Source organism: Streptomyces pseudovenezuelae, assembly GCF_001513955.1.
Taxonomy (GTDB): Bacteria; Actinomycetota; Actinomycetes; order Streptomycetales; family Streptomycetaceae; genus Streptomyces; species Streptomyces pseudovenezuelae.
The window spans coordinates 1-13,890 of the sequence record NZ_KQ948159.1 but is presented as its reverse complement, the minus strand read 5'-3'; the positions used below and the strand labels follow the sequence as shown (position 1 = coordinate 13,890).

Annotated in this window: 10 protein-coding genes; 6 read left to right on the top strand and 4 right to left on the bottom strand. The window is 69.2% G+C overall.

All coding sequences use genetic code 11. The features are described from left to right. The first annotated feature begins 477 nt into the window (after positions 1-477). Entirely contained in the window at positions 478-2,988 is a 2,511-nt protein-coding gene (locus AQI94_RS42085) for a DEAD/DEAH box helicase (protein ID WP_062230357.1), read from the top strand. A 77-nt stretch (positions 2,989-3,065) separates the two neighbouring features. On the opposite strand, the gene AQI94_RS42080 is transcribed toward AQI94_RS42085, so the two are convergent. Next, positions 3,066-3,512 carry a hypothetical protein gene (locus tag AQI94_RS42080; protein ID WP_225890422.1) on the bottom strand — a complete coding sequence of 149 codons (447 nt, stop codon included), beginning with the start codon at positions 3,510-3,512 and terminating at the stop codon, positions 3,066-3,068. 373 nt (positions 3,513-3,885) lie between these two features. Here AQI94_RS42080 and AQI94_RS46365 point away from each other — a divergent pair, with 373 nt between their 5' ends. From AQI94_RS46365 to AQI94_RS42060, 5 genes are all read left to right on the top strand, one after another. Then, the gene (locus AQI94_RS46365; protein ID WP_263973329.1) at positions 3,886-4,020 is read left to right on the top strand and encodes a hypothetical protein; all 135 of its coding nucleotides are present in this window, start codon (positions 3,886-3,888) and stop codon (positions 4,018-4,020) included. 164 nt (positions 4,021-4,184) lie between these two features. Beyond that, positions 4,185-5,888, top strand: coding sequence for a hypothetical protein (locus AQI94_RS42075; RefSeq protein ID WP_062230355.1), 1,704 nt, complete (start codon positions 4,185-4,187; stop codon positions 5,886-5,888). Positions 5,889-6,588: 700 nt separating this feature from the next. After that, a complete protein-coding gene (locus AQI94_RS42070; RefSeq protein WP_031047210.1) occupies positions 6,589-9,483 on the top strand; it encodes an ATP-binding protein in 2,895 nt (964 codons plus the stop codon). A 489-nt stretch (positions 9,484-9,972) separates the two neighbouring features. After that, positions 9,973-10,899 (top strand): replication-relaxation family protein, encoded by a 927-nt coding sequence (locus tag AQI94_RS43765; RefSeq protein WP_225890421.1) that lies wholly within the window; start codon positions 9,973-9,975, stop codon positions 10,897-10,899. A 170-nt stretch (positions 10,900-11,069) separates the two neighbouring features. After that, complete coding sequence (locus tag AQI94_RS42060) at positions 11,070-11,786, top strand: hypothetical protein (RefSeq protein WP_225890420.1); 717 nt, start codon at positions 11,070-11,072, stop codon at positions 11,784-11,786. 460 nt (positions 11,787-12,246) lie between these two features. Here AQI94_RS42060 and AQI94_RS42055 read toward each other — a convergent pair whose 3' ends face one another. From AQI94_RS42055 to AQI94_RS42045, 3 genes are all read right to left on the bottom strand, one after another. Beyond that, positions 12,247-12,753: a flavodoxin domain-containing protein gene (locus AQI94_RS42055; RefSeq protein WP_031047213.1), complete on the bottom strand. Its 507-nt coding sequence runs from the start codon at positions 12,751-12,753 to the stop codon at positions 12,247-12,249. A gap of 20 nt (positions 12,754-12,773) precedes the next feature. Next, on the bottom strand, positions 12,774-13,505 hold the full coding sequence (locus tag AQI94_RS42050; RefSeq protein ID WP_031047214.1) for a CBS domain-containing protein: 732 nt from the start codon (positions 13,503-13,505) through the stop codon (positions 12,774-12,776). 13 nt (positions 13,506-13,518) lie between these two features. Continuing rightward, on the bottom strand, positions 13,519-13,890 hold a 372-nt coding region (locus tag AQI94_RS42045; protein ID WP_208611889.1), incomplete at its 5' end, for an acetate--CoA ligase family protein.

The following is a 13,890-nucleotide window of genomic DNA, read 5'->3' as shown; positions in this document are numbered from 1 at the left end:
GACACGACGCGCCGCCGCTACGCGGCGGATTCCGGCTTCGCCGGAATAGCGACGGAACTCCGTTCCGTCTCCCGGATCACTCCGTGATCCGGGGCCCGGGGCTCCGCCCCGGGCCGTCCCGTACAGGCCTGCTCCGCAGTCCAGTACGGGACCTGACGCGCCCTCCGGGAGCGGTCAGGAAAGCGGCAGCAGCGGGGAGGGGGTGTGGCGGTTCGTCAGTGGCTTCCGTCTGGCGCAGGTTTGACGCCCTGCCAAACTCCGGCCCCATCAGGTCCGGCCACCCTGACCACTTTCGGTCACTTCTGAAGAATTCTTCTGCGTCACTCTTGTTGGCGGCTTGAGTCTGGGATGATGACAGAGTACCTCTTCGCCGGGAAGGCCAGCGTGAGGGGGCGTCATTTTTGGAACTTGGATGAAATCTGGGCTGAGACTGGATTTCTTTGAATACACCGGAGAATGTGGGGTCTTGTGACTGGCATGGAATTGAGGCCGCATCAGGCTGAGGCTGTCGATAATGTCGTCCGCATTCTCGGCACGCCGCCGGGTGGCCGTATGCCGCCCGAGGGCCTGCGGACGCAGGTTATCGCTGCAACCGGCTCCGGGAAAACCCTCATTGGCGCGGAGTCTGCGCGTCGCCTTTCGGCGCGTCGGGTGTTGGTGGTGGTGCCGACGCTGGATCTGCTGACGCAGATGGCCGGCGCCTGGCGTCGGGCGGGCCGGTCGGGGGCGATGATCGGGGTCTGTTCGTTGCGGGCGGAGGAGAGCCAGGGTCTGCCCTGCACCACCGACCCCGACGAGCTGGTGTCGTGGATGGAGGGCCTGGAGACCGTGACGGTCTTCGCGACCTACGCCTCGGTGGGGCTGCGCATCCTTCAACGGGCTCACGCTGCTGGGCTAGGGGTGTGGAGCCTGATGATCATTGATGAGGCGCACAGGACCAGCGGTGATGGCATGAAGCCCTGGGCCGCCGTGCACGACCAGGCGCAGCTTCCTGCGGAGCGGCGGTTGTACATGACGGCCACTCCCCGGGTGTGGGAGGCCGAAGGTGAACGCCCCCGGTTGGTCGCCTCGATGGAGGACGGGTCGCCGGTGTTTGGGCCGGTGGCGTACAAGCTGACGTTGTCGGAGGCGATTGGACGCGGGATCGTGGCGCCGTATCAGGTGCTGTGTCTCGATATCCGTGATCCGGATCTGTACGCCGCGATGAGCAGTGAGGACACCGGTTCGGATGCGGTGCGTGGGGCGCGGTTGGCGGCGGTGCAGACCGGGCTGATGCGGGCGGCTGTTGAGGAGCGGTTCCGTCGGGTGCTGTCGTTCCACAGCCGGGTGGGCGAGGCCGAAGCAATGGCGGCCGCCGTGCCCGTCACTGCGGGTCGGCTCGCCGAAGACGTCCCCGACACCTACCCGCCTGCTGATCAGGTGTGGGCGGACTGGCTCTACGGTGAGCACGCCCCCGCGCATCGCCGTCAGGTGCTCGTTGAGTTCGCCTCTGATTTTCTTGGAGGTCCTGGTTTTGAGGGCCGGGATGTGCGGGCTGAATTGCGGGTGCTTTCGTCGGTTCGCGTTTTGGGTGAAGGTGTCGATACCGCAGAATGTGACGCGGTCCTTTTCACGGATGCGCGCGGCTCGATGGTCGATATCGTGCAAATGGTCGGCCGGGCACTTCGGCTGCATCCCGGGCAGGGGAAACTGGCCACGTTGATCGTTCCGGTGTTCCTCGGACTGGACGAGGATCTCAACGAGCTTCTCACGTCTGATGCTTATGGCAGCCTCAGCAAGATTCTTGGAGCCCTCCGGGCGCACGACGCGGACATCATTGAAGCCCTCGCCGATCCACGCCTGCGTAACAGCCGCCAGCCATCCGACGATCACGACGGCCACGGCGGCGAGGAGGGTGTCGACGTCCTGGACGATGACGGCCAGGAGCAGCATCTGGTGGCGCCGGTGGGGGCTGCGGCCGCGGGGGTGCTGCGGTTCAGCGAGGAACGCGACCCGGCCGCCCTGGCGCAGTTCGTGCGGCTGCGGGTCATCGATCCCGAGGGCGCGTACTGGCGGCGTGGCATCGAGGCGGCCACCCGGTGGCTGCGCGAGACCGGCAACACCGAGCTGCGCGTCCCCTACACGTATGAGACCCCGGAGGACTGGGGAGCCCTCGGGGGCCATCCGCTGGGGGTGTGGTTGGCGGACCAGCGCCGGTACTACGCGGTCGGGACGCTGGAGGCCAAGCGCGTCACCGAGCTGGGCAACCTGGGCATGGTGTGGTCCGTGCGCGCGTCCGCGTGGGAGGTCGGCCTCGCCGTGGCCCGCGACTACGCGGCCGTTCACGGGCACTGCCTGCCGGGTGCCGGTGTGGTCTGGGACGGTTATCCGCTGGGGGTGTTCCTGAAGAATGCCCGGACGGCCGCCAAGAAGGCCCGTGAGAACGCCGTGCGCCGCGCGAACGGGGAGGAGGGCGTCTCTGTCGGGGAGCTCTCCGAGTCGCGTATGGAGGCGTTGAACGAGATCGATCCCGGGTGGGCGCCGGAGGGGTGGGAGATCGGATGGCAGCGCTGCTACCGGCTCCTGCTCGCGTATGTGAAGGCGGGCGGACAGCTCCCGGCCGGGCCGGGGGACGTCGTCGTCCAGGGCGAAGACCTCGCTGTGTGGGTCGCCGGGCAGGTGGCCGGGTGGGAGCGGCTGGTGCCTGCGCAGCAGTACCTGCTGGAGTCGCTCGGGGTGCACCCCGCGAGTGAGGGTGTGCCGGTGGTGCCGGTGCGGCGGTCGCAGGATGAGCGGTGGGTGGCCAACGTGGCGGCGGTGCGGCAGTTCCATGCCCGGGAGGGTCATGTGCGGGTGCCGCGTAAGGCGGTGGAGGTCGTGGACGGGGTGCCGCACAAGATCGGTGCATTCCTGGACAATGCGCGGCGCCGGTTCGGGAAGATGAGTGCGGAGCGGCGCGGTGAGCTGGCCGAGCTCGGTCTGGAGTGGGCGAGGGAGGGTGAGGCGTGATGCAGGCGGCTGAGTGAGCTGAAGCGCGTGTCACAAAGGCGGGCTTGTTGTCACCAAGGTCCGCAGCCCCTCTCCTCTTACGGAGAGTCTTGATCGCTGAAACCGGAGTCGTGTCCCCCGGCAGGCCGACGTGGTCGGCGTTCCGGAAGCCGTGTGATCGCGGCGCTCACCGCCAGACCGAGCGTGACACCGACAGCGGAGCCAACGCTCTGCGCCCAGGCATCGTCAAGGGAGCCGGGCAAGACGGCTCTTGTGAGCCGGCTGGCAGCCGACAGGACTGTTAGCGCGCCCAGTGTGGCCGTCCAGCGGTATCGCACCCCGTCGATGAGGTCGCCATAAAAGATGAGCAGCAGTGCCATACCGAACACCTCGTCCCAGCCGATCGCGGTGAGCCCGGCACCGAAGGCAAGCGCGAACAGCCAGAGCCCCACCAGTTGCCGGGCGAACGTGCGCGGCTGCCGTCTTGCACCACGCGGAGGCCAGAAGAAACGCGTGATGTGCTGGACGATCGCGTACTTCGGCATGGCTCGCCTCCCGTCCCCCGGGGGTAGCCGACTTCTGCCGGCGCTCAGTAGTGGGACGCACAGAAGCAGGACGTGGTTGTGGTGAATGTGCCGTCTCGGGGAGGAGCCAGAGGCTGTCGATCTCCGCTTCTGGTGACACGAGGGCTGCCGAATGAGCACGTGTGACAAGCCGCGCAGGCGCGCGTGTGGCTGCCGCCGGCGTAAGCCGCCGACAGCGCGCCGTCGCCGCCCGCACAGGCCTGACACCGGAGCAGGTCTTGGCCCGACTCGCCGGCCAGGTCCGGCTGAACGACGACGGCACTCTCGCTGCTGGCCCGTTTGTCCCGCGGTGAACGGGCCGTTCCCAGCTTCCGGTGCCGGCGAAGGACAGGGTATGGGTGAGCGCTCGGGCCGCCTGGTCGCGGGAGCGCAGCTCCCGTCCGGTCCGGACCACGAGATCGAGCAGGGCGGCGCGGACTTCGGCGCCGTCCAGGGTGTGGCGGGGAAAGGAGCAGCGGAGGGCCGCTGAGGCGGGCGGCGCCCGGGGCACTACGGACGGGGGGATCTCGGCGACGTACGCCGTACGCCCGATCGATAGAGTGTGGGCTCGTCGATGATCGACTGTGCGCGGCTGTGAGCCGTTGGGGAGGGCTGGTTGTGGCCAGGATGCCCGGTGTTTTCACGCTGCCCAGAATGCTGCGGCACTTCGCGGCCACCGGCGACGGGCTGCCGCCGGACGGGGCGGTGGAAGTGGACGCACCGAATGCCGGTCTGCGGGTCGTCCTGTCCGCGGCGCGGTCGGGAGCTTGGGAGCCGGCGGCGGAGTTGCTGGCGCAGACGCGCGTCGACCGAGACTGGGAGCGACGAGGCCAGTGCAGTGCGGGTCTCGCCGAACTCGCTCTGCACCACACCGGGTGGTTCGACGAGTGGCGGCGCGTGCGGTCCGGCGACCCCGATGTCGCCTTGGTCGCCGCCGAGTTGGAGATCGACCGCGCCTGGGAGATCCGTACCGCCGCGCGAGCCCGGCATGTGTCGCGGGAGCAGTTCCAGGCGTTCCGCACGGTCCTGCGCGACGCGATACCGGTCCTGCGTACGGCCGCCGACCTCAACCCCGGAGATCCCGTTCCCTGGCGGGTGCTCATCGCTCACGCTATGGGACTCGGCGCTCCGCGCGACGTGTACGACGAGTACCTGGCTCGGGGCCGCGCGGCGGATCCGCTTCACATGGGACTGCACGCCCGCGCGGTGCAGTACCTGGCGCAGAAGTGGTATGGCTCGCACGCGGAGATGTTTGCGTTCGCCGAGTCGGCCGCTGCTGCGGCTCCTGAGGGGTCACCGCTGCGAGGTTTGCCACTGCACGCGGTCACCGAGTACGCGCTGGAGCACGAGGCGGGGATCGGGAAGGGGCCGGTGGCCTGGTCGCGGATCGAGGGGCTCGTCGAGGCGGGACTGGAGCTGTCGGCGAGGTTCGAGCCGGGTGACCGGCGGGCGGCGGGCTTCCGCAATCACCTCGCGCTCGCGCTGATCCGCTCCGGCCGTGAGGCCGAGGCACTGGAGGTCTTCCGGCTCATCGCTACCGACGCGTGCACGTTCCCGTGGGCCTACATGGGTGATCCCCGGGAGACGTTCCTGCTGATGCGGCAGGGAGTGCGCGCCCATGTCGCCCGTCGGACACCGTACTTCGGCGGTTCCGTGCCTTCGCCGGCCACGGACGGTCCGGCGGGGCCCGCGGTCCCGTCGACCGCCAGGACGTCTCCTGCCGCTGCTCCGGCCGTCGCGCACGCCAGTGCGCCACTGCGTGAGGTTCGCGAGGCTGTTCTGATCGCCGGCGCCACCATGCGTCTCGCGCCGGCGCCCGGGGGCGGCACGTTCGTCGAGGCGGCACCTTCGGCCGACCCGCCGGGCCGGCGCAAGGGCTTGCGTACGACGCTGCTCGGGGAAGGCGGACTGCCCCGTCTGGCTGCCACGTTCAGCCGGGGTGAGAAATGGCCGGTCCTGGTCGTGGCCAAGGAGGGGGCCGACTACACGCTCCAGCTCTACCGCGACGGCCGTCTGGTGACTGCCCACGTGTGGTGGGAGGACCCTGCGGAGATGCCGACGCAACAGGAAGCGGCGGAGCGGGCAACCGCGCTGTCGGCGGCGTACAGGAAGACGGATGACCGGCCCCTGGCCGCCGCGTTGCGCGGCACCGGTGACCCACGACACCACCTCGGCGAGGCCTTCGCAGCGCTGGGCCTGCCGCCTCTGCCCGCAGCCTTCGGGCACCGCCCGGAGCCATTGGCGGATGCTCGGGGGGCGCAACTGGTGGAGCGGCGGTCCTTCCTGCGTGCCATGAAGGAGTCGCTGTCATCGCAGAGCGACGGCACTTCCAGCGGAGAACTGCCGCCCTTGTCCTGAGCCGGTCGAGTCCAGCATGAGTGGTGGTCGTGGTCGGCGGTGGGGTGAGATGTGCCGTTTTCGTGGCAGTGAGTCGGCTGGGGATGTACCGCCCATGACAGTCGTGAGGTCGCGAAATACCACCACCGTGTCTGTGGCAAGATCCAACCACGGGCGGACAACCAGCAGGAACAGCGTTTCCCTACTCAACCAGGACTGACACGCTCCCACTGTCACGAAGCCAACACATCGCACCTGTGTCGCAGGCCAGCGGACCGGGTGGAACCAGCTGGTCCCGGCGCAGCAGTACCTCCTGGAGACCATCGGCATCGAACCCGCCGACGAGGAGGAGGCCGTACAGCCGGGCCGGCGCACCCAGGACGAGCGGTGGGCCGCGAACCTCGCCGCAGCCCAACAGTTCCTCGCCCGCGAAGGACGCTTACGCCCCGCGCGCGAGCACATCGAAACGATCACCGTGGCAACAGGCGGCGGTGGCGGCCAGCAGGTGGCCGTCCGGCTGGGGGTGTTTTTGGGTAGCGTCCGGCGCGGGGTCGGGACGATGTCTGCGGAGCGGCTGGCCGCGCTGGCCGCCCTCGGACTCGAATGGGCCAAGGCGTAATGATGCCGGAGATATGGCGATAGAGCGGGTATCGAGTTAGCACTGCGATTTCGCCAGGCGGTTCGTAGCGGCCGGGTGAACGCTTCGGGGACTGGGGGACTGATGAGTGATGCGTTTGTGGGGCGCGCTGACGAGCAGAACCGACTGCGCCTGTTGTTAGAGCAGTTGGATGCGTCGGGCCCTGATGAGGGTCATGTGGTGCTGGTGCGTGGTCAGGGCGGGGTGGGCAAGAGCACGTTGCTGGCTCGAATGCGGGAGATCGTGACAGAGCAGCGTCCGCGGTACGGCTGGCGGCGTCGGCCCTTGACGACGGTCTTCTTGGACTGGGGCGAGAATCCGCTGCGGTCAGTGGCTGCCGCGTCGGCTGACGGGCTAGAGGTGTGGCAGTTACTGGCCGCGGTGGCAGCGGCTCTCGAGGAGTCGTGCGGGGCATCGGCGGAGCGGGCGTTCGATGATTTCCGTCGACAGGCGTCGCAGTTGCCCGAATTGGTGGAGCGAGCCAAGAAGCTGACGGTGCTGGATGAGCAGGGTGGGGCTCAGCCGGTGCTCAGCGCCAAAGAGGCGCAGGCATTGGTGTCGGAGCTGGGCGCTCTCGGTTTGACCGTGGCTGGTATCCCGGTGGGGCAGAAGTCGGTGGAGAAGGCGGTGGCGGGGGTGTTCACGGCCGGGTCGGCGGCCCACCGGCTACGGCATGGGAGCGTCGATGCGCAGTTGTTTCGGCAGCTGGTGGATGCCAAGTCCGAGTTGGTGCAGGCGTTCGGGCGGGGGATGCGGACGCTGGCGCGGCGGCAGCCGGTCGTGGTCATGATGGACACGTGTGAGCTGCTGGGCCCCACGTTGCTGGAGGTGCGTCAGATCGTAGCGCGCAGTGGCCCGCGCACGGTGTGGGTGCTTGGTACGCGGTTGGAGGACGGGCAGCAGCGGGCCGAGGACAGCGTCGCGGAGCGGCTGTTGCGGGGTATCCCTGATACTCGGTTGCACGACATGCCGCTGCTGATGTTCGACTACGGCAGTGCCGCTGCCTACCTGTCCGCGCGCCAGCCTGCTCTGAGTGAGCAGGAGATAGATCAGGCGGTCGGATTCAGCCGCGGGCTGCCGCTGGCCCTGGCACTGATCGTGCAATCTCTGAAGAACGGCATGCGCGTCGAGGAGATCTGCGAACGCCCTTCCGAGGCGTACGGTCTTCCTTCTCAGGTGGTGCAGAAGTTGGCGTTGCGTTACCTCACCCACACGGCTACGGTCGCCGCTCTGGCTGATGACCGTTCCAAGCTGTGTGCTCTCGCTCTGGCCCAGCACAACGACCCCGATGTTCTGGCTGCTCTGTGGGACGTACCGGCTGCCGATGTCCGTACGGTCACGGACCGGCTCACCGCCCGCCATGACTTCATGAGCAGTCATCACCGTGTTCTGCACGATGACGTCCGCGCGGCCATCCTCAACCTCCTCCTCCGCAAGGACGAACGTGCAGCCATGCGTGAGGTCAATCAGCGTGCCGCCGACTTCCTGCGTGAGCGCGCCCGCCGCGCGGGGCATCGAAGTGTTGACGAGCAGCTCGCCGACGATCAGTGGAGGCGGGACATCGCCGCACTGGTCTGGCACACCCTCTGGGCCGATCCCCGCGCAGGTACCACGCTCTTGCTGCAGTTGCTGCCCTGGGCCGAGGCGGTTCCCGACTTGCGCGACCAGCTCATCCAGCATGCCCAGTTCTTCGCACCGACCTGCCTCCCCGACGACCGGATCACCCTCACCGGACTCCGCGTCTTCAGCGACGGGTTCTGGTGGTCAGACGGGGACGAACGTGAGCGTCGCGTGGCCCGCCAGCGTGTCCTGGCTGCCTGCACCACCAACCCTCTAGACCTCGCTGCACAGCCGCCGGCCAGCGTCTACCGAAATCTGTGGGCGGCGGCCACCGCTGAAGCAGCCGGCCTGCACCGAGCTGACGCCGTTGCTCTTCTGCGAACGGCGGCACACCACCCCCTGCTCCCGGGCACAGTCACCGCACGACGCATCACCAGCATGGCCACGGACCTGACTCGCGGTTGGCGTGCCATGGGCGACATGACACCCGCGGAACGGCAGGACGAACTCACCCTGCACGAGATCATCGTCCGTCACGACCCCACCGACAGCGACGCCCATAGGGTATTGGGCGACTGCCTCGCGACAGCCGGACGATGGCAGGAAGCCGAAGACACCTACTGCGAAGCCCTCCACCACGACCCCACCAACAGCCACGCCCACACCGGCCTCGGAGTCTGCCTCGCGACAGCCGGACGATGGCAGGAAGCCGAAGCCTCACTCCGCGAAGCCCTCCACCACAACCCCACCCGCAGCAACGCCCACCACAGCCTCGGAATCTGCCACATGGAAGCCGGACGATGGCAGGAAGCCGAAGCCTCACTCCGCGAAGCCCTCCACCACGACCCCACCTACAGCAGCGCCCACAGCACTCTTGGGGTGGTGCTGTGGCTGCGGGATGACATGACAGGAGCCGAATCGTGCTTTCGCTCCGCGCTGAGCGCTGACGCCCGCTCGATCGGGACTCCTCGCCTTGGCCTTCTGCTGCTCCATACGGGACGAACAGATGAGGCGCGGGCTGTCTTGGAGAATGCTCCTGCAGGCGATGTGCGACGCGAGTTGTTCCTTGCCGTCGCTCTGCACGCTTCGGATCCTGCACAGGTGCCCGCTCGCCTGGAGGCCGCACTCGCGGTGAGCGAGCAGCCCTCCAACCCCCGACGTTTGACGGGCCCGTTCACCCAGACTCTGGAACGGGCGTTGGCCCTGGCTGCAGTAGGACGCGGCGCCCAAGGAGCTGCAGAACTGCGCGCAGTGTCCGGAAGCCGCACCCCCTACGAGGTGTTCGAAAAACCCTGTTACGACCAACTCGCTAAGGTGATCGACTCCGTGCAGTTGGAACCGATCCTGCAGGTGTGGCGCGAGATCATCACAACCGCCCCACACTCCTGCGGCCCATGGGGACCCCCCACCACACCATGAAGCCCGCAGGATCCGGGCGCATTCGGGCGCCCTGACTCCACACCCCTCGCGCCAGGCGCTGCACACAGCGCGAGAAGAGCGCACATTCCAGGCTGTCTGGCCGCCCCAGACAGGGCGGGCGCGCCGCTGCGACTTCGGACGCCCTTGGCTGCGTCCGCTCTGCCCTACGTCGTGCGCGGCCCCGCCGTCGCGCGCGAGCAACACCAGCGGCGCCCGATCCCCTCGCCCGCTCCCTGACCCTGTCCCACCCACCCACTTCTCTTCTGCTTGCCTTGGGGCGTGGACTCGGGGGCGTAGAGGGGATGTCGGCCTGCAGACCACGGCCCGACCAGGGTGGTGACCTGCGGGTTCGCGGGCGGGGCGGGAGAGGGTGCGGAGGGTTGTCGGAGGGGATGTGGGCCTGGTCGACGGCAGTGTTGTCGCTTCGTGACCGTGGTCGGGCCGTCGTGGTCGCCCTTGTGGTCGGGGCCAGCCGCTGACCTTGCCGGTATGCGCGGCGCCGGGCAAGCCGGCGCCGTACCGGACGGGAAGCGGGTCGTGATGATCGACGTGGACGCGGGCGGCAGAGACCGGCTGGCGCTGGCAGTGCTGGTGCAGTACCGGATGGCGACCACGGAGCAGATGCACTGGGTGATCGCGCCCGGGGTGCGGATCGAGCAGACCAGACGGCGCCTTGCCCGGCTGCGCGAGGAAGGACTGATCGAGCGGATCACGCTGCCTCAGGCCGGGCGCAGGCGGGTGTGGTTCCCCACCGCGTACGGGGTCAAGGTCGCATGTGAGTGGCCCGAGCTGCGTGAGCGGCGGCCCTCCAGGACGGCGTCCGGTCCGACCGCGGTGCGTCTGTCCGTCGGGCACGGGCTCACGGTGACCGAGACGGGGCTGGCCTTCCTCCAAGATGCCCGCCGCCGCGGCGATGTGTGCCGGCCCCTGGACTGGATGACCGAGGTCCACCACTCGATCGGCAACGGCTACTCGGTCATCCCTGACGCGCTCCTGTACTACCGGCACGGCCCCTCCAGCGACGGGTCGATGCTGCGGGCGCTCGTGGAAGTCGACCGGGCCACCATGGGGCCCGAGCGCCTGGCCGCCCAACCGCCCGGTTGGCTGCATGGACAGCCCAGCGGTGACCCCAGCATGACGTTCTGGATGCGGTTCGCCGACGGCCGCGAACCCGACCTCGCGAGTCTGCCGTTCCTGGCCGACGCGGCATATCCGGCGATCATGGAGCTGGGAGAAATGCCCTCGGCCACTCTCGAGCTGACCATCCACCTGTGGGACCGACCCGCCCCGGGCTGGCTGGCCTGCCAGATCAACACCCGTCACGTCGCCGGCGGCTTTCATGAAGAGGACTGCGACATCTGGGACTCGCGAGGCGTCCTCGTCGCCCAATCACGCCAACTCGCTCGCATCCCCTGAGTCTGTGTGGGGACTGGATTCGGTTCGTGCGGCGGGTCGTCGGGAACGACAGGCGGTCGATGCATCGCAAGAAGACGGCACCTGTGAGGCGGGGAGCAGCCGCCCCCCAGCGCGTCGAAGCTGCCCGCTCCCCGGCCGCCGGGAACAAGGGGTGTGGTGGAGTGGGCGCCATGACCGTTATTGAGACGATCACGGTGCCCCGCCATCTGCGGGGGTATCCCGGGGTGGCGTTCGGCGGATGCATAGCGGGGATGCTCGCCGGGCGGCTGGCGGCCAAGACCGTTCGGGTGGACTTCCGACGGCCGACCCCGGTGGACGTACCGGTGGGTCTCACAGACACCGCCGACGGCGGGGCCGTGCTGACCGGTGCCGACGGGGTGCTCGCGGTGGCCACGCCCGATGAGCTGGCCCTCGAAGTCCCCGACCCGCCCTCCCGGGACGAGGCATCGGCGGCGGCCGAGGCGTACCGCGCGGCTCCGCCGGAGAGGGCTGCGGACTGCTTCGGGTGCGGACTTGACCGCACGCCCGACACCGGACTGCGCCAGCACTGCGCAGCCGTGCCGGGACGGGATCTGGTGGCCACAGCGTTGACGGCCGGACCCGCGCTCGCCGACACGGAGGGGAAACTGCGGGCGGAACTGGTGTGGGGGGCGCTCGACTGCCCCGGGAACGCGGCGGGTCGGCTGCGGGAGGGGGCTGCGGGAGGGGGCAGTGACGGCCTCACTCACGGCACGGCAGCTCCGGCCGGTGCCGGTCTCCTCACGGCTGGTGTCATATGCCTGGGTCCTCTCGGAGAAAGGGCGGAAGCACCGGGTGGTGTTGCCCTGGCCACGGCGGGAGGCGACCTTGGCGCGATCGCTTCGGCGCTGTGGGTGGACCCTCGATAACAGCCCCGGCATGGGCTGGGGCTCGCGAAACCGGCAGCTCAGCCCCCACGGGAGCCGGCCCTCTCAGCCGGGCCCCATGCCGCGGACAGCATGCCTCACGCCTGGATTTGCTTCCATGGGGCCGTGCGTGGCAACCGAGTAGGGTGCCTCCTCCTGTCGACGGCGCAGTGTGTTCATGATCGTCAGGTGGTGGTACGGATCTTCTTCACGCGCCGGACGGCATCCAGGCCGAGATCACGCATCAACCGCGAGACGGTGCACCGGGCCTGTGACGGTCATGGTGGGTACCGCCCTTCATCGAAGCCTGGGCACCTGGCCTCGGTGCCGTGGCTCGCGGCCGGACGGGCTGTTCGGCCCTCGGAACACCTGCTGTTGGGGCCGTGGGCAGGGCTCACGACGCGGAGACACCCCGGCGCGGGCCCGTGCGCCGGGGAGTCCATGCATCGGCGTCATCGCACGGTCAGTCCTTCCGCGCACCGGCCAGTTCCTGGGCGATCCGTGCCGCCCACTGCTCGATCGCGGTGAAGTCGCGGAAGTCGCCGCCCTTTCCGCTGCGCAGGATCATGCCCGCGACACGGCCCTTCGCGCCCTCCTTCAGACAGCCGCCGAAGGTGACGTGCCCGCGGACGTCGAACCGGGTCATGGCCCGCCGTACCGCCGGAACAGGTGGAATGTCCCGCTCGGCGGCCGAGGCGTCGAGCGGGCCGCTGCTGAAGAGCCACAGGGGGCGTTCCGCCAGGGCGCGGCGGTGCCGGCGCAGGAAGCGGCGGGCGTCCTTGTGCCAGCGACCGGCGTACAGGGCGCCGCCGACCACGACGGCCTCGCAGTCACCAAGATCCTCGACGGATCCGGCCGGACGCGCCCGGGCCGTGAGCCCCTCCTTGTTCAGCACCTCGGCCACGGCCTCGGCGATCCGTGCGGTGGCTCCGTTCTTGGTGCCGTAGGCGACCAGCACATCGGTCGTCATGGCGGTTCGCCTCCTCTCGGTCAGGTCCGGCGCAGCCAGTCGTCGGCCACCCCGTGGAACGCCTGCTCGTCGGGCTCGACCCGGGCGTCGTCGAGCCGGTAGGTGAGCTTGTCCACGACGGCGACCACTCCGTCGACCCGAGTCGTCATCGCGGTCGCGATCTCGTTCTCGCTCTTGCGTTCCATCCGGCCGGTCAGCGTGACCACGCCGTCGGTGACCGAGACGTCCACGCTGCGCGGCGCCAGCCACAGCGCCCGCACCAGCACCTCCTCGATCACTTCCTTGCGGATCTCCGCGTCCGGACGCAGGAACACCTGGAGCAGGTCGCGCCGGGTGACGATGCCGACCAGTCGGCCCTCCTCGTCCAGGACGGGCAGCCGCTCCACACGGTTCTTGGCCATCGTGCGGGCCGCCTCGACGATCGTGTTGTCGGCGTGGACCGTGATGGGCGGTTCGCTCATGAGCTGTCCGGCGGTGCGCGCCCGGGCCTTCGCGGCCCGTCGCCGCGAGGTGGGTGTCAGGGCGGTGAGCCTGAAGCGCCTCTTCGGCCCGTACGGGTCGGGCAGCCGAGCCTGACGGGTCATCAGGTCCGTTTCGGAGACGACTCCGATGACCTTGTCGTCCTCGTCGACCACCGGCAGTCCGCTGATGCGGTGTTCGCGGAGCAGACGGGCCACTTCCTTGAACGGGGTCCCGTACGTGGCGCGGACAACCTCCATCGTCATGACGGAGCCCACTTTGCTGTGCTTCATGGCTGTCTCCTCCTCAACGGAGCCGGCGAAGGTAGGGGTCCTGCGGCCGGCGCGGCAGCAGGCGGACACGCGCGTCCAGGACGGTCACCGCGCCCGGCTCGGCAAGTACCGGGTTGAAGTCGGCCTCCGCGAGTTGCGCCAGGTCGCTCGCCATCCGGGAGAGCCGGTGCAGCAGCTGTTCGAGACCCGGCAGGTCGACGGGCCCGCCGCCGGCCGCGCCGAAGAGCAGGGGCGCGCAGCGCGGGGACGTGATCAGGTCGTGCACGTCGTGGTCGGTGAGCGGTGCGAGACGGGCGGCGTGGTCGGCGAGGATCTCGGTGGCGGTGCCGCCGAGGCCGAACAGGACGAGCGGTCCGAAGACCTGGTCCTGGACGACACCGGCGAA